19 protein-coding genes and 1 pseudogene are annotated in these 19,982 nt (G+C 72.0%); 9 read left to right on the forward strand and 11 right to left on the reverse strand.

Annotated elements, in window-relative coordinates; translation table 11 throughout:
• Nucleotides 1-16: 16 nt before the first annotated feature.
• The 3 genes and pseudogenes from AS97_RS37725 to AS97_RS47895 all read left to right on the forward strand — a co-directional run.
• Complete coding sequence (locus AS97_RS37725; RefSeq protein WP_210566463.1) at nucleotides 17-487, forward strand: hypothetical protein; 471 nt, start codon at nucleotides 17-19, stop codon at nucleotides 485-487.
• Between the two features lie 95 nt (nucleotides 488-582).
• Nucleotides 583-2,181 (forward strand): multicopper oxidase family protein, encoded by a 1,599-nt coding sequence (locus AS97_RS37730; protein WP_125756233.1) that lies wholly within the window; start codon nucleotides 583-585, stop codon nucleotides 2,179-2,181.
• A gap of 117 nt (nucleotides 2,182-2,298) precedes the next feature.
• Nucleotides 2,299-2,400: pseudogene (locus AS97_RS47895) on the forward strand (short-chain dehydrogenase); the annotation flags it as partial.
• 478 nt (nucleotides 2,401-2,878) lie between these two features.
• Here the strand turns inward: AS97_RS47895 and AS97_RS37740 are convergent.
• The 4 genes from AS97_RS37740 to AS97_RS37750 form a co-directional block, all read right to left on the reverse strand.
• On the reverse strand, nucleotides 2,879-4,402 hold the full coding sequence (locus tag AS97_RS37740; protein ID WP_059146583.1) for an aldehyde dehydrogenase family protein: 1,524 nt from the start codon (nucleotides 4,400-4,402) through the stop codon (nucleotides 2,879-2,881).
• Between the two features lie 107 nt (nucleotides 4,403-4,509).
• Entirely contained in the window at nucleotides 4,510-5,892 is a 1,383-nt protein-coding gene (locus AS97_RS37745; protein WP_125756232.1) for a GAF domain-containing protein, read from the reverse strand.
• Nucleotides 5,893-6,020: 128 nt separating this feature from the next.
• Nucleotides 6,021-6,155, reverse strand: a complete 135-nt coding sequence (locus AS97_RS48730) for a hypothetical protein (protein ID WP_260613529.1) — start codon at nucleotides 6,153-6,155, stop codon at nucleotides 6,021-6,023.
• A gap of 326 nt (nucleotides 6,156-6,481) precedes the next feature.
• Complete coding sequence (locus AS97_RS37750; protein WP_059146581.1) at nucleotides 6,482-7,759, reverse strand: glycoside hydrolase family 18 protein; 1,278 nt, start codon at nucleotides 7,757-7,759, stop codon at nucleotides 6,482-6,484.
• Nucleotides 7,760-8,145: 386 nt separating this feature from the next.
• Here AS97_RS37750 and AS97_RS37755 point away from each other — a divergent pair, with 386 nt between their 5' ends.
• On the forward strand, nucleotides 8,146-9,318 hold the full coding sequence (locus AS97_RS37755) for an acyl-CoA dehydrogenase family protein (protein ID WP_059146580.1): 1,173 nt from the start codon (nucleotides 8,146-8,148) through the stop codon (nucleotides 9,316-9,318).
• A gap of 46 nt (nucleotides 9,319-9,364) precedes the next feature.
• Here the strand turns inward: AS97_RS37755 and AS97_RS37760 are convergent, their stop codons facing one another.
• Nucleotides 9,365-9,730 (reverse strand): hypothetical protein, encoded by a 366-nt coding sequence (locus tag AS97_RS37760; protein WP_059146579.1) that lies wholly within the window; start codon nucleotides 9,728-9,730, stop codon nucleotides 9,365-9,367.
• Between the two features lie 217 nt (nucleotides 9,731-9,947).
• Here AS97_RS37760 and AS97_RS37765 point away from each other — a divergent pair, with 217 nt between their 5' ends.
• From AS97_RS37765 to AS97_RS37785, 5 genes are all read left to right on the forward strand, one after another.
• Complete coding sequence (locus AS97_RS37765; protein ID WP_020866923.1) at nucleotides 9,948-10,388, forward strand: Lrp/AsnC family transcriptional regulator; 441 nt, start codon at nucleotides 9,948-9,950, stop codon at nucleotides 10,386-10,388.
• Nucleotides 10,389-10,454: 66 nt separating this feature from the next.
• Entirely contained in the window at nucleotides 10,455-12,098 is a 1,644-nt protein-coding gene (locus tag AS97_RS37770) for an amidohydrolase (protein ID WP_210566464.1), read from the forward strand.
• Nucleotides 12,099-12,675: 577 nt separating this feature from the next.
• Complete coding sequence (gene lnt / locus AS97_RS37775) at nucleotides 12,676-14,469, forward strand: apolipoprotein N-acyltransferase (protein WP_210566465.1); 1,794 nt, start codon at nucleotides 12,676-12,678, stop codon at nucleotides 14,467-14,469.
• A gap of 308 nt (nucleotides 14,470-14,777) precedes the next feature.
• Nucleotides 14,778-15,566 carry a polyprenol monophosphomannose synthase gene (locus AS97_RS37780; protein ID WP_059146600.1) on the forward strand — a complete coding sequence of 263 codons (789 nt, stop codon included), beginning with the start codon at nucleotides 14,778-14,780 and terminating at the stop codon, nucleotides 15,564-15,566.
• Between the two features lie 165 nt (nucleotides 15,567-15,731).
• On the forward strand, nucleotides 15,732-15,920 hold the full coding sequence (locus AS97_RS37785; protein WP_059146576.1) for a Rho termination factor N-terminal domain-containing protein: 189 nt from the start codon (nucleotides 15,732-15,734) through the stop codon (nucleotides 15,918-15,920).
• 25 nt (nucleotides 15,921-15,945) lie between these two features.
• Here AS97_RS37785 and AS97_RS37790 read toward each other — a convergent pair whose 3' ends face one another.
• The 6 genes from AS97_RS37790 to AS97_RS37815 are packed head-to-tail and all read right to left on the reverse strand — an operon-like array spanning nucleotide 15,946 to nucleotide 19,800.
• Nucleotides 15,946-17,775 (reverse strand): complex I subunit 5 family protein, encoded by a 1,830-nt coding sequence (locus AS97_RS37790; RefSeq protein ID WP_210566466.1) that lies wholly within the window; start codon nucleotides 17,773-17,775, stop codon nucleotides 15,946-15,948.
• Nucleotides 17,776-17,779: 4 nt separating this feature from the next.
• Nucleotides 17,780-18,124, reverse strand: coding sequence for a sodium:proton antiporter (locus AS97_RS37795; RefSeq protein ID WP_059146574.1), 345 nt, complete (start codon nucleotides 18,122-18,124; stop codon nucleotides 17,780-17,782).
• Nucleotides 18,121-18,930 carry an MnhB domain-containing protein gene (locus tag AS97_RS37800; RefSeq protein WP_210566467.1) on the reverse strand — a complete coding sequence of 270 codons (810 nt, stop codon included), beginning with the start codon at nucleotides 18,928-18,930 and terminating at the stop codon, nucleotides 18,121-18,123. Before AS97_RS37800 ends, AS97_RS37795 begins: the two co-directional genes overlap by 4 nt.
• Nucleotides 18,927-19,208: a DUF4040 domain-containing protein gene (locus tag AS97_RS37805; RefSeq protein WP_059146572.1), complete on the reverse strand. Its 282-nt coding sequence runs from the start codon at nucleotides 19,206-19,208 to the stop codon at nucleotides 18,927-18,929. Before AS97_RS37805 ends, AS97_RS37800 begins: the two co-directional genes overlap by 4 nt.
• Nucleotides 19,205-19,639, reverse strand: a complete 435-nt coding sequence (locus AS97_RS37810) for an MrpF/PhaF family protein (RefSeq protein ID WP_059146571.1) — start codon at nucleotides 19,637-19,639, stop codon at nucleotides 19,205-19,207. Before AS97_RS37810 ends, AS97_RS37805 begins: the two co-directional genes overlap by 4 nt.
• Nucleotides 19,636-19,800 (reverse strand): hypothetical protein, encoded by a 165-nt coding sequence (locus AS97_RS37815; RefSeq protein WP_165449204.1) that lies wholly within the window; start codon nucleotides 19,798-19,800, stop codon nucleotides 19,636-19,638. The genes AS97_RS37810 and AS97_RS37815 overlap by 4 nt, the downstream gene beginning before the upstream one ends.
• Nucleotides 19,801-19,982: the final 182 nt, after the last annotated feature.

Consider the following 19,982-nt stretch of genomic DNA (forward strand, 5'->3'; position numbering starts at 1 on the left):
AGCAGGGACGGGAGCCATGACCACAGCCGGGGCCGGACGGGACCGTGCCCGTGGTGGCGCCGGACGCCGGGCGTGGGGCGCGGTCCTCGCACTGTTCGCCGCGTTCGCCGTGCTCCTCCACCACGAGACCAATGCGGCCGTCTCGCCCTCGGTGCGTGCCACCGACATGAGCGGGATGGCGCATAGGGTCCACGCGCCCCCGGCGGCGATGTCGGGCCACGGGGGGATGGCGGCGCACCAGGGTGGGCATGACGACACCGCACGGGCTTCCGCCCCGGTCGCGCTCGGTGACGATGGACCCTGTTCCGGCATGGGCGTACAGCACTGCTCGGCTGCCGGTATCGATGTCGTCACACACCTGCCGCCGAGCGAGCCCTGGGTCGGCCGTGAGGGCGATGTGCACGCCATCCCGGCCGGTCGCCCCGTTCCCGGCACGGTGAGCCGGGCGCCGCCCGACCTGTCCGTGCTCTCTCGATTGCTTCTGTAGGCCGCCCCCACGGCATCTTCGCGTCCGCGTATGCGATCAGCCGTGCCCGCGTGCGACCGAACACACGGCATATCGAGAAGAGGAACACCGTCATCATGAACAGCATCAACCGCCGCTCTGTCCTGCTGGCCGGGCTCGGCGCCGCGGGCGGGGGCGCGCTCGCCGCCTGCGGCGGCTCCAGCGGCGACGCCGACCGCACCACCGCCCTGGTCAAGCCGTCCGACCCGGCCGTGGCCGCCGCGGAGAAGAAGCGCGCCAGCACCGGCAAGGTGCACAAGCTGACCCTGACCGCCGCGCCCGCCATGCTGGAGCTCGGCGGCGGCGTCATGGCCAAGAGCTGGGCCTTCGGCGGGCAGGCCCCTGGCAAGGAGCTGCGGGTGTCGGCCGGTGACACCGTGGCCGCCGAACTCTCCAATCAACTGCCGCACAAGACGGCCACGTCCATCCATTGGCACGGTCTCGCCCTGCGCAATGACATGGACGGCGTTCCCCCCGCCACGCAGACCGCGGTACGGGCCGGATCCACCTTCACCTACCGTTTCATCGCCGACACCCCCGGCACCTACTTCTTCCACCCGCACGTCGGGGTCCAGCTCGACCGCGGGCTGTACGCGCCGCTGATCGTCGAGGATCCGAAGGAACCGCTGTCCTACGACGACGAGTGGGTGGTCGTCCTGGACGACTGGGTCGACGGTGTCACCGGCACACCCGACGAGGTCTTCGCCGAGCTGCGGCACGGCATGGGCGGGATGGACATGGGTGGCCACGATATGACTGGTATGGGCGGCATGGACATGGGCGGAGACGAGGGCGGGGCGAGCGCCTCACCGTCTTCTTCCGGCGACGGCATGTCGATGAAGTTCATGCTGATGGGCGCCGACAGCGAACTGCTCGGCGGTGACGCGGGCGACGTGAAGTACGCGTACCACCTGATCAACGGCCGTGTCCCGGCCGACCCGGATGTCTACACCGGCAAGCCCGGCAGGCGGGTCCGGCTACGGATCATCAACGCCGGTGGCGACACCGCCTACCGGGTCGCGCTCGGTGGCCACAGGATGACCATCACCCATACCGACGGCTTCCCCGTCGAGCACCAGCGGACCGATGCCCTGCTGATCGGCATGGGCGAGCGCTACGACGTGCTGGTCACGCTCGCGGATGGCGTCTTCCCGCTCGTCGCACTCGCCGAGGGGAAGAACGCCACCGGTCTGGCCCTGGTCCGTACCGGTTCGGGCCGGGCACCGAAAGCCACCGTCCGCCCCAAGGAACTGGACGGCACGATCGTGACGGCCCCGAAGCTCCGTGCGGCGGACGACGTCGGGTTGTCGCCGAAGAAGGCGGACCGGGCGCTCCGCGTGGAGCTGACCGGCGGCATGACGAAGTACGACTGGGCCATCAACGGCAAGGCGTTCGACATGAGCGACCCGACGGCCGCCCCGCTCATGGTCGAGGAAGGGCAACGGGTCCGGCTGGACTTCGTCAACCGCACGGGCATGTGGCACCCGATGCATCTGCACGGCCACACCTACCAACTCGGCAGTTCCGGGCCCCGCAAGGACACCGCGATCGTGCTGCCGAAGAAGAAGCTGTCCGTGGTCTTCGACGCCGACAACCCCGGCCAGTGGATGCTGCACTGCCACAACGCCTACCACGGTGAGGCCGGGATGATGGCGCTGGTGGCCTATCGAGCCTGATCGCGCCAGGGCTCCCGTCACCTGGTGGGGCTCCACCAGGTGACGGGAGCCTCCTGCTCCGCGCTCCGGACGGCTCGCTCGAAGAGAAAAGAAGAGACGAGGCGGCGAACCGCGGTCGTGACCGGCGCCGCGACAGGCATCGGGGCCGCGATCACCGAGCGGTTGGCCGGGCAGGGTATGCGCCTGGTCCTGGTCGCACGGGACGGCGCCCGCCTTGCGCGGCCGGGGCCCGGCGGTCGTCGACGGCCGCCTCAACATTCTCCAGGCTTTCGTCTTCGGTCGCCTGCTGCCCGCGTCAGCGGCTGCCCGGATCGCGGAGCGATCCCTGCGCAAGGCGGCGCTCGAGAACTGAAGTTCCGCGCCCCTCCCGGACCTGTGACGCCTCACCGGGAAGCGGCGCAGGGGCGGCGGCCACCCCTGCCACCAGCACGCTGAGCCACGCTCCGACGCAAGCTGACAACAGGTGTGCCCCTGTGACACTTATCGCGCCTCGGCTCCTCACGCCTCCGGCTCGTCGCCACCTGAAACAACCTCTTAGCAGGGTCTTGACCCGGAAATGCCCCGGAACAGCTGGTCAGAGCTGGGATACCCGTGGGAGGAACCGGGACTGAGGCCGTGTTTCGACTCGCGGTCCACATCGTGCGCCGACAGGGCGCCTGATGGGCATCTTCCCTGGTCAGGCGCCCTGTTGCGGTGCTCAGAAGAAGCCGAGCTTTTTCGGCGAGTACGACACCAGCAGGTTCTTCGTCTGCTGGTAGTGATCCAGCATCATCTTGTGAGTCTCGCGGCCGATCCCGGACTGCTTGTAGCCGCCGAAGGCGGCATGCGCCGGGTAGGCGTGGTAGCAGTTGGTCCACACCCGGCCCGCCTGGATGGCGCGCCCGGCGCGGTACGCGGTGGTGCCGTCGCGGGTCCACACCCCCGCGCCCAGCCCGTAGAGCGTGTCGTTGGCGATGCCGATCGCGTCCTCGAAGTCGGTGAACCGCGCCACCGCGACCACCGGCCCGAAGATCTCCTCCTGGAAGACCCGCATATGGTTGCCGCCCTCGAAGATCGTGGGCTGGACGTAGTAGCCGCCCTCCAGCTCGCCGCCGAGTTCGGCGCGGCTGCCGCCGGTGAGGACGCGGGCGCCCTCCTGGCGGCCGATGTCCAGATACGACAGGATCTTCTCGAGCTGGTCGTTGGACGCCTGGGCGCCGATCATGGTGTCGGTGTCCAGCGGATGGCCCTGCGCCACCTTCTCCGTACGGGCCACGGCCGCGTCCATGAACGCCTGGTAGTGGCCGCCTTGGACCAGGGCCCGCGAGGGACAGGTGCACACCTCGCCCTGGTTCAGGGCGAACATGGTGAACCCTTCCAGCGCCTTGTCCAGGAAGTCGTCGTCGGCGGCCGAGACATCGTCGAAGAAGACGTTCGGGCTCTTGCCGCCGAGTTCCAGGGTGACCGGGATCAGGTTCTCGCTCGCGTACTGCATGATCAGCCGGCCGGTGGTGGTCTCCCCGGTGAAGGCGACCTTGGCCACCCGGGAGTTGGACGCCAGCGGCTTTCCGGCCTCCACGCCGAAGCCGTTGACGATGTTGACCACCCCCGGGGGCAGCAGATCGGCCACCAGGCTCATCCACAGGTGGATCGAGGCGGGCGTCTGCTCGGCGGGCTTCAGCACCACCGCGTTGCCCGCGGCCAGCGCCGGGGCCAGCTTCCACGTGGCCATCAGGATGGGGAAGTTCCACGGGATGATCTGGGCGACCACGCCCAGCGGCTCGTGGAAGTGGTACGCGACCGTGTCGTGGTCGAGCTCGGAGAGGCTGCCCTCCTGAGCCCGGATCACCCCCGCGAAATAGCGGAAGTGGTCGATGGCCAGCGGGATATCGGCGGCCAGCGTCTCCCGCACCGGCTTGCCGTTCTCCCAGCTCTCCGCGACAGCGAGCGCCTCCAGATTCTGTTCCATCCGGTCGGCGATCTTCAGCAGCACCGAGGAGCGCTCGGCGGGTGCCGTGCGGCCCCAGGCGGGCGCGGCCGCGTGGGCGGCGTCCAGGGCCCGCTCGACGTCCTCGGCGGTGCCCCGGGCGATCTCGGTGAACGGCTGCCCGTTCACGGGGGTCGGGTTCTCGAAATAGCGGCCCCGGGCCGGCGGGACGTACTCGCCGCCGATCCAGTGGTCATAGCGCGGCTGGTAGCTGACGACCGAGCCCTCGGAGCCGGGGTTTGCGAAACGCGTCATGGGGCGGCCTCCCGGGGTGTACGCGTGATGGTGTCCCGTTGTCGGACGCGTCGTGCGTGTGCGTCCCGGCCCCGCCCGCGCCGACACGGGCGGAGCCGACGGGGAGGCTAGCCGCGGCCACGTTGCGGGGACGTTGCGTCCCGGTGGCCGCTCCCTTGCCGTTCAGCGCCGTCTTCGGGGCCAGGGCCGCCTCCGTTGCGGGCGCCGCTTCCGTGCTGGACCACGCCCGCCAGCCCGTACAGCTCCCGCAGCCGCCGTACTCGCGCCGCCGGAACGGCCCGGCCCGGCGCATGGGCCGGAAGCGCGGTCAGCAGCGCCTCCGCGACCTCCAGATCGTCCTCGCCCCACGGTGTCTGCGCCCAGCGCCGCAGCAGCTCCGGATCGCCGTGGGAGAGCACGGCGCGCCGCAGCCCGTCCTCCAGCACCCGCCGCATCCGGCACACCCCCGGCGCCTCCGACAGCGGCAGCAGCGGCCCCGTATACGCCCGCAGCGCCGTATGAGCGTCGCCGGAGGCCAACGCCTCGGCGGCGTCGGCCAGATCGGTGCTCACGGGCGCGCAGAGCCGGTACGGACGCGAGCCCAGCAGCGGGCCCACCAGGCGGCGCAGCCGCGACAGCTCGGCCCGCAGCGTCACCGGGGAGCGATCGTCGGCCCGGGGCCCGTACAGCTCCAGCGTCAGCCGGTCGCCGGACAGCCCCTCCGGATGACCCGCCAGCAGCACCATGATCTCGCTGTGCCGCCGCCCGAGCCGCAGCCGCCGTCCGTCGACGACCAGCAGCGCCTCGTCCCGGCCCAGCGCGGTCAGGGAGATCCGCGGTCCGCGCGCCCGCGGCTCCCCGGCGCCCAGCTGGGCCTCGGCGGCGCGGGCCGTCGCCTGGACCAGGGCCAGGCTGTGCGGGGCGGCCAGATGGTCCCCGCCGGTGATGTCCACCGCGCCCAGCAGGCGTCCGGTGTGCGGATCGTGGACGGGGGCGGCGGCGCAGGTCCACGGCTGCACACTGCGGTTGAAATGCTCGGTGGCGAAGATCTGCACCGCGTGGTCGACGGTGAGCGCCGTCCCGGGCGCGTTGGTGCCCGCATGGCTCTCGTCCCAGCGGGCCCCGGCCACGAAGTTCATCCGCTCGGCCTGGTTCCGTACGCCCGCGTGCCCCTCCACCCACAGCAGCCGGCCCTGTTCGTCGCAGACCGCGAGCAGATGGGCGCCGTCGTGGGCGATGGTGCCCAGCAGCTCGCGGAACAGCGGCATCACCCGGGCCAGCGGATGGTCCGCGCGATAGGTGTCCAGCGCGTCGTCCGCCAGGTCGATCGGCGCGTTGCGCTCCTGGGCGACCCGCGCGTCGGCCGAGCGCCGCCAGGACTCCGCCACCACCGGCCGCACGGCCGAGCTGAGTGCCCCCTCGGTCAGAAACGCCTCATGGGCGCGGCGCACGGCACGGGTGCGCTCGGCGGGGTCGGTGCCGGACGCCATCGCCAGCCAGGGATTGACCATGGTGCCTCGCTCAGCGGTACGGGGGGCGGAATGTTCAGAGGTCCAGGGTCCCAGGGTTTCGGGGATTGGGTGCTTCAGGGATACGAGGAGACGGTACTAAGGGGCGGGCGGCGCAGGGGAGTCGGCCGTCAGCTTTGGGCGGGCAGCGACGGGGCGGGCACGGCCCCGGGCGGGGAGGCATAGCCGCAGGAGTGGCAGATCTTCCACCCGTCCTGGTTCACGGCGAGTTGGCCACCACAGCTCGGGCACTGCTCGGAGCTCATGATCGTTCCTTTGGTTCATGCGCACGAGGCGGTGCGGGCCACCCGTGCGCTCAGATTTCCTTGTGGGGCGGATGCCCCGTAGCAGTCGGAACAAGCCGTGTTCAGGTAGGGCACCGATGGAGTGCGTTCACACCGGGCGTGCGGCGTTGCCGGGACCTCCCTCTACGCTTCCCGCGCTCCCTCGCGCGCCGCTTGAACGCTGGAGGACCGGTCGACCACTGGTCGGGCCCGGGTCGGTCGCCGGTCGGGCCCGCCGCACACGACAACGCGGGCGGGGAGCCGGTGAAGGCTCCCCGCCCGCGCCATCAGGGGGGTTCGTACGAGGGTCAGCTGATGGACTTGATCAGCTCACCGTTCGTGGTGTCGCCACTGAGCTCCCAGAAGAAGGTGCCGCCCAGGCCCTGCTGCTGCTTGTAGTTCATCTTGCCGGCGATGGTGGCGGGGGTGTCATAGCTCCACCACTGGTTGCCGCAGTGCGCGTAGGCCGTCCCCGCGACCGTGCCGGTCGCCGGGCAGGAGTTCTTGAGCACCTTGTAGTCCTCGATGCCCGCCTCGTAGGTGCCGGGCGCGGCGCCGGTCGCCGTGCCGCCGGGGGCGTCCTGGGTGACGCCGCTCCAGCCGCGTCCGTAGAAGCCGATGCCCAGCAGGAGCTTCGAGGCGGGGATGCCGGCGCCCTTGAGCTTGCTGATGGCGGCGTCGGTGTTGAAGCCCTGCTGGGGAATGCCGTTGTAGGAGTTGAGCGGGGAGTGCGGGGCGGTGGGGCCCTGTGCGGCCCATGCGCCGAAGAAGTCGTACGTCATCGGGTTGTACCAGTCGACGTAACGCGCGGCGCCCGCGTAGTCGGCGGCCTCGATCTTGCCGCCGGAGGAGGCGTCGGCCGTGATCGCCGCGGTCACCAGATTGGACGAACCGAACTTGGCGCGCATCGCGGCCATCAGGTTCTTGAAGGCGTCCTTACCACTGGTGTCACAGGTGAGCCCGCAGGCGTTGGGGTACTCCCAGTCGATGTCGATGCCGTCGAAGACATCCGCCCAGCGCGGGTCCTCGACCAGGTCGTAGCAGGACTGGGCGAAGGCCGCGGGGTTCTTGGCGGCCTCGGCGAACCCGGAGGACCAGGTCCAGCCGCCGAAGGACCACAGCACCTTCAGGCCGGGGTGGAGCTTCTTGAGCTTGCGCAGCTGGTTGAAGTTGCCGCGCAGGGCGCCCGCGTCCCAGGTGTCGGCCTTGCCGTCGACGCTGCTCGCCGCGTCGTACGCCTTGTCGTAGTCGGCGTAGGAGTCGCCGATGGCGCACTTGCCGCCGGTGACATTGCCGAAGGCGTAGTTGATGTGGGTGAGCTTGGCGGCCGAGCCCGAGGTCTCGACGTTCTTGACGTGGTAGTTGCGCTGGTAGATGCCCCATTCGGTGAAGTAGCCGACGACCTTGTCACCGGCGGCCTTCGTGGCGGGGGCTTCGGCGGCCTTCGGCGCGGCCTTGGGCGTGGCCTTGGCCATGCCGGCGCTTTGGGGTTCACCGGCCGTGGCCGAGCCCGCGAGCAGAGTGGCGGTCAGGACCGCCGTACAGAGGGCCGCGAGCGCGGCCGACAGTCTGCCTGGTCTGAGCATGGAATCTCCTCGGTGGGGGGTGAGGGGAGAGTGAACTGCCCGACGACCTGCCCATAGCTTGACATGAACGCGCAGGACAGGGTGGGGAAAAGGTAGAAGGACTAGACCAGTGGGGTCAATGGTCTGGGCCAATTTGCTCCGCGGGTGCGCCGTTGGCGGGAATGCGCGTAAGAAGGTGGTGGGCGTTACGTGTGCGAAGTTGGTCGAAGATCGGGCAACCGGTGGCGGAACGCCCGGGATCGGGCATACTCCAACCGCCGCGGTACCGGTCACCACCCCTCGCGATCCGAACGGGCGGGCCGGCCGGCGGCAGCACCACCGGCGGCGCCGCCACACCCCGGCGCACGTCGCCGCAGCGCCTGAACAGGGGAGAGGAGAGCGCCGCCATGACCGACCACGGCCCGCAGCCGGTGGAACGCGAGCTGCCCACCGAGGAGGCCCGCGACCTGATTTCGCTCGTCCGCGAGCTGATCGAACGGGAGATCAAACCCCGGGCCGCCGAGGAGGAGGCCGCCGGGCACTTCCCCCGCGAGCTGTTCACCCTGCTGTCCGAGTCCGGACTGCTGGGGCTGGTCCAGCCCGAGGAGTTCGGCGGCGGCGACCAGCCGTACGAGGTCTATCTGCAGGTTCTGGAGGAGCTCGCGGCGGCCCGGCTGACCGTCGGCCTCGGTGTCAGCGTCCACACCCTGGCCTGCCACGCCCTCGCCCGCTACGGCAGCAAGGAGCAGCTGGCCGAGCACCTCCCCGCGATGCTGGGCGGCGGTCTGCTCGGCGCGTACTGCCTCTCCGAGCCCTCCTCCGGCTCCGACGCGGCCGGGCTCACCACCCGGGCCACCCGCGACGGGGACACCTGGACGCTTCAGGGCACCAAGGCGTGGATCACCCACGGCGGTATCGCCGACTTCTACACCGTGCTCGCCCGCACCGGCCCCGAGCGCACCCGGGGCATCAGCGCCTTCCTCGTCCCGGCCGACACCCCGGGGCTCTCGGCGGCCGCACCCGAGCACAAGATGGGCATGGCCGGTTCACCGACGGCCCAGATCCATCTCGACGGGGTGCGGGTTCCCGACGCCCGGCGCATCGGCGAGGAGGGTCAGGGGTTCGCGATCGCCCTGTCCGCCCTCGACGCGGGCCGTCTTGGCATCGCGGCCTGCGCCGTCGGTGTCGCCCAGGCAGCGCTGGACGAGGCGCTCGCGTACACCGCGCAGCGGCGGCAGTTCGGCCGGCCGATAGCCGACTTCCAGGGGCTGCGCTTCATGCTCGCCGACATGGCCACCCAGATCGAGGCCGGGCGCGCCCTGTACCTGTCGGCGGCACGGCTGCGGGACGCGGGGCGGCCGTTCTCCAAGCAGGCGGCGATGGCCAAGCTGTTCTGTACGGACGCCGCGATGCGGATCACCACCGACGCCGTCCAACTGCTCGGCGGATACGGCTACACGGTGGACTTCCCGGTCGAGCGCTATATGCGAGAGGCGAAGGTCCTGCAGATCGTGGAGGGCACCAACCAGATCCAGCGGGTGGTCATCGCCCGCGCTCTCGCGGGACCTGAGACCGGCTGAGCCGGGTGTTTCGGTGGGGGGCGCGGTATGCGCCCCCGCCGTTCGCCTACCGCCGCGTCACCGGGAAGCGGACCGGCTGCGAGCCGGGGCCGCCGAGGTGCGAGAACGGCTGCGTCCGCCAGTCCAGGCCGGCCGGAAGCGTCAGCAGCAGCGCGGCATCCCGCTCCCGCGCCTCCAGTGACGCGTCGGCGGGGGCGGCGTCGGCCGCCCGGCGGCCGGTGCCGGCGCAGACCGTGAGCCCGAACGGGTCCCACGGGGAGGAGCACAGCGCGTGCTCGGGAAGAACGTCCTCGTCGGCGAGGAGCGCGATGGGGCGCGCGCAGTCCGGGCAGATCACCCGGAACATCTCATAGGTGTCGTTGTGCTCGTCGGTATCGATGTCGCCTGCGTCGAGGCGCTCGAGATGAGGCATGTGTTTCCCCCTCGGGTGGGCTGGTCGGGCGCGTCGGCCTCGACCACAGCAAGCATTTCCCTCGCGGCCGCATAGGTAATCGCGGGAACTCATAGGACACCCATGAGGAGATGTGGTGTTCGTCACATGCCCGGTGCGGGTGCGGCGTACGGGCGTCCGTGTCCGCTGTGCCCACCCGTTGTGCCGGACCCCTCCCGACCACATAAGGTGATCGGCTGTGGAGGAGTTGGACAGACAGATCGTGGAGCTGCTCGTCAAGGACGGCCGGATGAGCTACACGGACCTGGGCAAGGCCACTGGCCTGTCCACATCGGCCGTGCACCAGCGGGTTCGCCGTCTCGAACAGCGGGGCGTGATCCGCGGCTATGCCGCCGTCGTGGACCCCGAGGCCGTCGGGCTCCCCCTCACCGCGTTCATCTCGGTCAAACCCTTCGACCCCAGCGCGCCCGACGACATCTCCGAGCGGCTCGCCGAGGTGCCCGAGATCGAGGCGTGCCACAGCGTCGCGGGCGATGAGAACTACATCCTCAAGGTGCGCGTGGCCACCCCGCTGGAGCTGGAGCACCTGCTCAGCCGGATCCGCTCGCTGGCCGGGGTCTCCACCCGCACCACCGTGGTCCTCTCCACGCCCTACGAGGCGCGCCCGCCGCGCGTCTGAAACGCCCGGCCCCTCTTGCCGGGCCCCTTCCGATCCCCACATCTGATACCCCCGAGGCAGCCCGCCGTGAACGACCCGACCCTCGCCCAGGCCCCCGAAGGCCATACCGTCCTGCTGCGCGGAGGTGAGGTCCACAGCCCCGCCGATCCGTTCGCGACCGCGATGGTCGTCGAGCGAGGCACCATCGCCTGGGTCGGCTCCGAAGGGGCCGCGGACAGCTTCGCGGACGGTGTGGACGAGATCATCCAGCTGGACGGGGCACTGGTCACCCCGGCGTTCACCGATGCGCATGTGCACACGACCGCGACCGGGCTCGCCCTCACCGGACTCGATCTCACCGGCGCCCGTACGCTCGCCGACGCGCTGGAGCGGGTGCGCGCCTTCGCCGCCGCCCACCCCGCCGACCGGGTGCTGCTCGGCCACGGCTGGGATGCCGCCCGCTGGCCCGAGGGACGGCCGCCGTCGCGGGCCGAACTCGACGAGGCGACCGGCGGCCGCCCCCTCTATCTCACCCGCATCGATGTGCACTCCGCCGTCGTCACCACCGCCCTCCTGGACCGCGTCCCCGGCGTGTCCGGCCTGGCCGGCCACCACGCCGACGCCCCCCTGACCGGCGCCGCCCACCACGCCGTCCGGGCCGCCGCCCACGTGGCCGTCACCGAGCGGCAGCGCACCGACGCCCAGCGGGCCGCCCTCGCCCGCGCCGCCTCGCTCGGCATCGGCTCCCTCCACGAATGCGCCGGGCCCGACATCTCCTCCGAGGACGACCTCACCGGGCTGCTGAAGCTGGCCGCCGGGGAGCCGGGACCGCGGGTCCACGGCTACTGGGCCGAGGCCGCGAGCAGCGCCGCCGACCTGGACAAGGTGCGCGAACTCGGCGCCATCGGCGCGGCGGGCGACCTCTTCGCCGACGGGGCGCTCGGCTCGCACACGGCGTGTCTCCACCAGCCGTACGCCGACACGCCGCACAGTGGCACCGCCTATCTGGACGCGGCGGCCATCGCCGCCCACGTCATCGCCTGCACCGAGGCCGGGATCCAGGCCGGATTCCACGCCATCGGCGACGCCGCCGTCACGGCCGTCGTCGAGGGCGTACGGGCCGCCGCCGACAAGGCCGGGCTCGCCCGCGTCCGCGCCGCCCGCCACCGCGTCGAACACGCCGAAATGCTCACCCCCGAGACCATCGCGGCCTTCGCCGACCTCGGCCTCACCGCCTCCGTGCAGCCCGCCTTCGACGCCCTGTGGGGCGGCGAGGACGGCATGTACGCCCAGCGGCTCGGCCCCGAGCGGGCCCGCACCCTCAACCCGTACGCGGCGCTGCTGCGCGCCGGTGTGCCCCTGGCGCTCGGCTCCGACAGCCCCGTCACCCCGCTCGACCCCTGGGGCACCGTGCGCGCCGCCGCCTTCCACCGCACCCCGGAGCACCGGATCTCCGTCCGCGCCGCCTTCACCGCCCACACCCGTGGCGGCTGGCGGGCCATCGGGCGGGACGACGCCGGCGTCCTGGTGCCCGGCGCGCCCGCCGACTACGCGATCTGGCGCACCGGTGAACTCGTCGTGCAGGTGCCCGACACGCGGGTCGCCGGATGGTCGACCGACCCCCGCTCCGGCACTCCCGGCCTGCCCGACCTCACCCCCGGCGGTCAACTGCCCGTCTGCCTGCGCACGGTGGTGGGCGGACGCACCGTCCACCTCCGGCCGGACGAGTGACGCGCGGGTGCCCCGTACCGCCGAACGATGAGCCCGCGGCCTGTCGTGGCATCTGAACATCGTCCGTACTGACCTGGTCATTTGAGGAAACGGCGCAGGTCATGTGGCTGTTGACAGGGTGCGGTCGGTGGCCGGTAGGTTCGGCCTCGTCCACCACTGGACGCCCGACCGGGGAATCTTCACGCAGTCGTCGAACGCCGCTGGGCCAGAGGGAGACGCGCCGCCGTGGTGCGCCGCCACTGGGAGCCAGGTCCAGCGCACGGGGGCGAGGGAGGGATCGCCGGGTCGGCAGGTGCGACCCGGGAGGGGCCCGGACGCTCAGTAGACAACGGCTCTCGGTCGATCCGCAGCCAGCGGGTCCCAGGTCGGCCCGAAGGGCGTCGGGCCCCCACTCCGCACGCGCACACCGGCGGACCGCCCCCCGACGCGGGGGCGGGGCCGCCGCCGGGCGAGGAACCCCCGCCATGGCCGAAGCGTTCTCATAGCCCGAGGTCACAATCCGCACCTCGGGACAACTTCTGGGCGCCCGCGTTATACGGTCACTTCACCACAGCACGACCTGTAGGAAGGCCGCACCGTGCCATCGGGTTCCGACACCACCGCCGAAACCGCCCCCACCGGGCCGGACGCAGACCGTCCGGGCCGGCGGACCGGCTCCGCCGTCACGCCGCCCACCGGCGGCGCCGTCGAGGGCGGCGAGACCCCCGGTGAGGGCGGTGCGGGCGGCGAGAGCGGGCCCGCGGCGGCCGCGGACGCGACCGCGTCCGAGCCGTCCACCGGGGAGCGGCGGCCCGGCCGGCTGCGCCGTCTGGGCCTGCTCGCCCGCCGCGAGGCGCGGCGCAGCGCGCTCGCGGCGGTCAGCGGGCTCGCGCTCGGCCTCGCCTTCCCGCCGTTCGGGGTGTGGCCGCTGTCCCTGGTGGCCGTCGCCGCCCTGGCCCTGCTCACCCACGGCCGGACCGCCCGCCAGGGCGCCTGGACGGGCTTCGCCTTCGGGGTGCCGTTCTTCCTCCTGCTGCTGAAGTGGCTCAGCGTGGTGGGCTGGGACGCGGTGATCGGCCTGTCGATCATCCAGGCGGCCTTCCTCGCGCTGATGGGGACCGGCCTGGCCCTGGTCTCCCGGCTGCCGGTACCGGCCCTGTGGCCGCTGTGGACGGCCTGTCTGTGGATCGCCGAGGAGTGGGCCCGCGACCGGGTGCCCTTCGGCGGCTTCCCCTGGGGTCGGCTGGCCTTCGCCAACACCGGCTCGCCCTACACCCCGCTCGCCGCGCTGGGCGGCGCCCCGCTGGTCACCTTCGGTGTCGCGGTGACGGGCGGGGCGCTCGCCTCCGCCGCGCTGGTCCTGTGGCGGCTGAAGCGCGCCGGGGGCCTCTCGCCGCGCGGTGCCCTGCCCGCCGCCGGGGCCGTGGCCGTCGCCGCCGCCGTGACGGCGGCCGGATTCGCGGTGCCCATCCCCACGGCCGCCGCCGACTCGGTCGACATCGCCGTCGTCCAGGGCAATGTGCAGCAGCCCGGTATGGACTTCCTGGGCCGCCCCATGATGATCCTCGACAACCATGTGAAGGCGACCCTGAACCTGGCGAAGGACGTCAAGGCCGGCCGGATCGCCAAGCCCGATCTCGTCATTTGGCCGGAAAACGCCTCCGACCTCGATCCCTTCCAGTATCGGGAGGCATACGCCCGGATCGACGAGGCCGTGAAGGCGATCGGCGTTCCGGTGCTGGTCGGCGCCCTGGTGGACCATCCGACCAAACAGGGCTATGTGGAGAACCAGGGCATCGTCTGGGACCCGAAGAGCGGCCCCGGCGCCTCGTACACCAAGCAGCATCCGGTGCCCTTCGGTGAGTACGTCCCGTTCCGCCAGGAGCTCAGCAAGATCATCACCCGGCTCCAGCGGGTGCCCCGCGACTTCTACCCCGGCGATCACACCGGCGTGCTCAAGGTCGGCCCCGCCCGGCTCGGCGATGTGATCTGCTTCGAGGTCGCCTACGACGAGATCGTCCGCGACACGGTCAACGCGGGGGCCCGGGCGATCGTCGTCCAGACCAACAACGCCACCTACGGGCGCAGCGGTCAGCCCGAGCAGCAGCTGGTCATGTCCAAGCTGAGGGCGATCGAACACGGTCGGCCGGTGATCACCGCGGCCACGAGCGGGATCAGCGCCGTGGTCTCCCCGGATGGCACGATCGAGCAGCGGACGAAAGAATTCACGCAAGATGTGCTCACCGCGCGCATCCCGCTGCGTGACGGCAAGACCCTGGCCGACCGCGTCGGTGCGATCCCCGAGTGGGTGCTCGCTATGGTGGGCGTTCTGTCCTGCGCGGCCGCGATCACGATCGGCCGTCGGGGACGTACGGACGAGAAGGGGCAGTAGCCGTGAGCGACGCACGCGAGGCCGAGGAGCCGCGCCGGAGCAACGACCGTGACGATGCGTCTCACGGGCGGAGAAGCGACCAATCCGACGCCGTGAGCGACGCACGCGAGGCCGGCGAGCCGGGCGAGAAGGCCGCGGAGCCGCCGGCCGGAGCCGGTGAGCCGAGCGCGCAGGCCGAGGCGCCGGGCACCGGAGCCGACGAGCCCGGCGCGAAGGCCGAGGCGCCGCGTACCGATGCCGCGGAGCCGCCGGCCGGAGCCGGTGAGCCGCGTATCGAAGGCGACGAGCCGCTCACCGACGGCGCGGACGTGGAGCCGCGCCGCGCGCAGCAGGACGAGGGTGGCCGGCGGAAGTACGGTCCGCTCGGAACGACCTTGGTGATCATCCCCACCTATAACGAGGCGGAGAACATCAAGCCGATCGTCGAGCGGGTCCTGGAGTCGGTTCCGGACGCGCACATCCTCGTCGCGGACGACAACAGCCCGGACGGCACCGGCAAGGTCGCCGATGAGCTGGCCGCCGAGGACGACCGTGTCAAGGTGCTGCACCGCAAGGGCAAGGAGGGCCTCGGCGCCGCCTATCTGGCCGGGTTCCGCTGGGGCATCGAGCACGGCTACGGCGTGCTGGTGGAGATGGACGCCGACGGCTCCCACCAGCCCGAGGAGCTGCCCCGGCTGCTCACCGCGCTCAAGGGCGCGGATCTGGTGATCGGTTCCCGCTGGGTGCCCGGCGGCCGCATCGTCAACTGGCCCAAGTCCCGCGAGTTCATCTCCCGGGGCGGCAGCACATACTCCCGCCTCCTCCTCGATGTGCCGATCCGCGACATGACGGCCGGCTATCGCGCGTTCCGCAGGGAGACGCTCGAGGGCATCGGCATGGACGAGGTCGCCTCCCAGGGCTACTGCTTCCAGATCGACCTGGCCTGGCGGGCCATCAAGGCGGGCTTCCACGTCATCGAGGTGCCGGTCACCTTCATCGAACGCGAGCGCGGCGAGAGCAAGATGAGCCGCGACATCGTCACGGAGGCGGCCTGGCGGGTCATGTCCTGGGGCGTGGGTTCACGGGTCAACAAGATGCTGGGCCGCAAGGAGCCGTAAGCCCGGACCCGGACCCGGACCCGGCCCCGGCCCCGGGGCCGCGGCCGGGTCCGGGCTTACGGCCCTTCGGGCCCGAGCCTCCGGTCCTTCGCCGTCGCGCTCGGAGTAGTTCCGCGGGCGTCCTTCCGCCCCGTACCGGACACTTGAGGCGGAAGGAGGCGGAACATGGCTAAAGCGACCACGAAGAGCGGGAAGTCGACAGCGCGCGGCATGGCGGCCCGAGGGAGCGCCAAGTCGGGCAGCATGGAGATGCGGACCAAGGAGGATCTGTACCGCGAGGCCCAGAAGGCGGGCATCGAGGGCAGATCGCAGATGTCCAAGAGTCAGCTGATCTCGGCACTGCGCCACCGCTGACCACGAGGCCGAGCGCGCCTCGGTCTCAGCGGACTCCCGGGACGGTCAGCACCGTGAGCAGCGCCGTCCCGGCGACCAGCCAGGCGACGTAGTCGCCGATATGCCCGGACTGCAGCCGCCGTACGGGCGCGAGTAGCGCGGCCGTCCCGGTGCGGACCGGCCGCCGTACCGCCAGTGTGGCCAGGGTGATGGCGAGGGCCGTGGAGAGCAGCCCGAGCACGATCCCGGTCGCCTGCCAGTGCGGTGGCACGGACGCCGGGACGGCCGCGGCGCGTCCGTCGAGCACCGACCGCCGGTAGCCGCCGGTGTCGGTGAACAGCGCCCCGGCCCGGTCCACCGCGGACGCGACGGCCGGGACCACCCCGACCGCCAGCGACCCGGCCAGCAGCGCGGCGGGCACCGCCAGCAGCGGCACCGGGATGCGCCCGAGGCGGCGGCCGGTCTCGGGCTCCTCCTCGCCGGTGGTCTCCGGACCGCTCTCCTGCCCGTTCCGGGGCCGCCGTCCCACTCCGGCGAAGATCCGCAGCCCGGCGCGCAGCACCGCGCCCCCGGTCACCGCCGACACCAGGACGTAGAGTGCGGGCAGCCATGCGACGGTGTGCCCCGCGGCCTCCTCGGCGACGGCCTTGCCGAGCCCGGAGCCGAACGGCGGCAGCCCGCACAGCGCCAGACCGGCCACCGCGAACAGGGCCCCGACCTCCGGCAGCTCCCGGGCCCGGCCGAACAACTCGTGCTCGTCCACCGACGCGTACCGGTCCAGCAGCACCCCGGCGCAGGCGAAGAGGGCCGCCTTCACTCCCGCGTGGCCGAGCACGTACAGCGCCGTGCCCGAGATCCCCTCGGGGGTCAGCACGGCGACGCCGATCAGGAACAGCCCGGTGTGGGACACGGTCGAGAACGCCAGCAGCCGTTTGAGGTGGCGCTGCTGCCAGCACATCACCGCGCCCAACAGCGCGGTGAGGACGCCCAGCACCAGCAGGGCGCGGGTGAAGTCGGGGTGGGCGAGACCGCCGGGCCCGGCGAAGACCGTCCAGTAGACCCGGGCGACCCCGTAGACCCCCAGCTCCACCATCACCCCGGACAGCAGCATGCACACGGGCGTCGGGGCGACCGCATGCGCGTCGGGCAGCCAGAAGTGGAACGGGACGGCGGCCGCCTTCACCAGCAGCCCCGTCGTCACCAGGACGAACGCGGCGAGCACCAGCCCATCCGGCTCGCCCGCGTCCAGCGTCCGCCCAATGTGGGCGAACCCCAGCTCCCCGGTGCGCGCGTACAGCAGCGTGATGCCCAGCAAGGTGACGTAGGCGCCGAGGGAGTTCACCACCCCGAAGGCCAGCGCGCCCTGCAGCGGTTTGGGCTCCTCGACCCGGAAGCCGGTCAGTGTGTAGGCGACCACGCCCATCAGCTCGAAGAAGACGAAGGCGTTGAACAGATCGCCGGTCAGCGCGAAACCGCACATGCCCGCCTGGAACACCAGGATCAGCGCGGGGAAGGAGCCGGTGTGGCGGCGCGGCGGCTCCTCGAAGTAGCGCCAGGAGTAGACGAGGACGGCGACGACGAGCAGCGAGGCCAGCGCCGCGAGCCCGGCGCCCAGCGGATCGCCGACCAGGACGATGCCCACCCCGCTGCCGCCCACCGGCCGCCAGCCGCCCACCCACTCCACCGGATACGCCTCCGGCCCGGGATGACCGGCCCGGAACAGCACCAGGAGCGCCAGTACGGTGGCGGCGGTCGCGAAGGCGCAGCCCAGAACGTCGGAGGCGAGCCGGGGCAGCCGCCGTCCGGTGGCCACCAGCACCGCCGCGCCGAACAGCGGCGCCGCCACCACCAGCGGCAGCAGTCGCGCGGTGTCCACCCGGTCAGCCCTTCAGCTCGGACAGGGCGTCCGGGTCGACCGTGCCATGGCGTTTGCGGAGCTGGACGACGAGCGCGAGCAGCAGCGCGGTCACGGTCGCGCCGACCACGATGTCGGTGAGGGCGAGCGCCTGGACGACCGGGTCGACCACCCGGCTGTCGGTGGGCGCGTCGGCGAAGACCGGGGCGGTGCCGCCGTTGCGGTAGCCGACGGCGAGCAGCAGCACATAGGTGGAGGACTGGGTGACCGCCAGGCACCCCACGGCATGGATCAGGTCCCGGCTGGTCACCAGCCCGTACACACCGATCAGAAAGATCCATCCGGCGACCAGGTACGGCAGGACCGTCACGCTCGCTCCCTCTCGTCGTCTTTGTCGTCTCCGTCGTCCGGGCCGTCCCCTGCGCCGCGCGGGTTCCCGTCGTCCTCCCCGGGCTCCTCGATCTCCACGGCCTGGTCCAGGAAGCGGGCCAGCAGGACCACGACCCCGCTGACGACCTCCAGGCCGACGGCCGCGTTGAGCACCGGCACCGTGCCGCCCGAGGACAGGGTCGCGAAGGTGCCGAACGGCAGGACGTTGGCGAGGAACGCCGACCCGGCGAGGACGGCCGCGAGCCCGGTGATGACATAGGCCACCTCGCCCGCGGCCTCCCCGATCTCGTAGAGGGTCAGCGGCCGGACCCGCTCCAGGGCCCGGTAGTCGGCCGCGATGTAGAGCAGGTGCAGCGCGGTGGCGGCGACCACCCCGCCCTGGAAGCCGCCGCCCGGGCTGACCTGACCGTGCGCGATCACATACAGGCCCACCAGCAGGGCGAGCGGCAGCATCAGCAGTGCGAACCGGCGTACCCGGGGGTGGACCACGGCGGGCTCGGGATCCTTGCGGTGCTCGTCCCGGGCCTGGCGCAGCAGCACCACGGTGCCGAGGACGGCGGAGAAGAGGATGGTCTCCTCGCCGAGCGTGTCGAAGGCGCGCAGATCGAAGTTGACGGACGCGATGACATTGGCCGTGTGATGGCTCAAGGAGGCGTGCACGGCCCGGACGCCGTACGGGTGGTGGGCGGTGCCGAACGCCGGCAGGCCGAAGCAGGCGACGGCGAACAGCACGGCGAACCCGGCGGCGCCCACCAGGAAGACCCACAGCCGGACCCGGGCGCTCATCGCTCACGGCCCGCCCGCTTGTCCGCGCCGTCGCCGTCCCCCGGGCGGCGCCGCACCTTGCGCACGGTCAGCAGGATCATCAGGGGCGTCACCGCGGAGCCGACGGCGAGCTGCGAGAGCGCGACGTCCGGCGCCTGGAGGAAGGTGAACAGCAGGGCCAGCGCGAGGCCGAGGAAGGACAGCACCAGCGCCTGCCGCACCGGGTCCCGGTTGAGCACGGCGGCGGTGGCGGCGCCCGCGACCAGCAGCAGGGCGATGACGATCAGCACATCGGTCATGTCGTGATGCCCCCCTTTCCGCTGCGGGCGCCGGTCACCACGCTGCCCGCGATCAGCAGTGCGCCGATCAGCAGCAGCTTCACCATGGCCCGGCCGGGCCCGGTCGCCACGCACAGCGGCAGCACGGTGACGGGCACCCCCACCAGCGCCGTCCACCGCACCAGCCGCGAGTCGGGCAGGACGCCCAGAAAGCGGGCGTAGATCAGGGTTCCGGTCGGGCCGAGCACGCTGACCACCAGCGCCACATCGGTGTACGAGGTCCGGTGGAAACCCCGGGCGGCCAGCAGCAGCGCCAGCCCGGCCAGCAGCGAGGTGAGGTTCTGGCCGATCAGCCGGTCCTTCGGCGAGCCGTAGGCGATCCGCCACAGCACCGGTACCAGCGCGAGCAGCGGCACCAGCGCCGCCGCCAGCCAGCCGTCGGAGGTGCTCACCGGTCCGTCACCGCCCGGCGCCCGGCGCGGGCGAGCAGGGCGCCGGCCAGTGCGGCGGCCGTCCCGACCAGGATCTCCAGGGGGTCGACGGTGCCGATCAGCACCAGCCAGATCCCGGTCAGCGCCGCCCACCACACCAGGACCTCCAGGACACCCGTCATTCGACACCTCCGCCGACAGCGGGTACCCGGACCGCCACCGCCGATTCCCCGCGGATTCCGTCCGGTCTCCTCGGGACTTCTCCTCGGACTCCGCTTCGAGCCCTTCTGCGGACTCCGCTTCGGACTGCTGGAGCCTCTGGGACACCTCGCACGTTGGAACCCATGAGATCCCCTCGATCCCC

This window comes from Streptomyces sp. AgN23 (genome assembly GCF_001598115.1).
Taxonomy (GTDB): domain Bacteria; phylum Actinomycetota; class Actinomycetes; order Streptomycetales; family Streptomycetaceae; genus Streptomyces; species Streptomyces antimycoticus.

Coding starts and splice junctions, on each gene's coding strand:
- AS97_RS37730 (WP_125756233.1), top strand. CDS start 583: ATGAACAGCATCAACCGCCGCTCTGTCCTGCTGGCCGGGCTCGGCGCC.
- AS97_RS37740 (WP_059146583.1), bottom strand. CDS start 4,402: ATGACGCGTTTCGCAAACCCCGGCTCCGAGGGCTCGGTCGTCAGCTAC.
- AS97_RS37725 (WP_210566463.1), top strand. CDS start 17: ATGACCACAGCCGGGGCCGGACGGGACCGTGCCCGTGGTGGCGCCGGA.
- AS97_RS37745 (WP_125756232.1), bottom strand. CDS start 5,892: ATGGTCAATCCCTGGCTGGCGATGGCGTCCGGCACCGACCCCGCCGAG.
- AS97_RS37800 (WP_210566467.1), bottom strand. CDS start 18,930: ATGAGCGCCCGGGTCCGGCTGTGGGTCTTCCTGGTGGGCGCCGCCGGG.
- AS97_RS48730 (WP_260613529.1), bottom strand. CDS start 6,155: ATGAGCTCCGAGCAGTGCCCGAGCTGTGGTGGCCAACTCGCCGTGAAC.
- AS97_RS37805 (WP_059146572.1), bottom strand. CDS start 19,208: ATGACCGATGTGCTGATCGTCATCGCCCTGCTGCTGGTCGCGGGCGCC.
- AS97_RS37815 (WP_165449204.1), bottom strand. CDS start 19,800: ATGACGGGTGTCCTGGAGGTCCTGGTGTGGTGGGCGGCGCTGACCGGG.
- AS97_RS37785 (WP_059146576.1), top strand. CDS start 15,732: ATGGCTAAAGCGACCACGAAGAGCGGGAAGTCGACAGCGCGCGGCATG.
- AS97_RS37750 (WP_059146581.1), bottom strand. CDS start 7,759: ATGCTCAGACCAGGCAGACTGTCGGCCGCGCTCGCGGCCCTCTGTACG.
- AS97_RS37755 (WP_059146580.1), top strand. CDS start 8,146: ATGACCGACCACGGCCCGCAGCCGGTGGAACGCGAGCTGCCCACCGAG.
- AS97_RS37760 (WP_059146579.1), bottom strand. CDS start 9,730: ATGCCTCATCTCGAGCGCCTCGACGCAGGCGACATCGATACCGACGAG.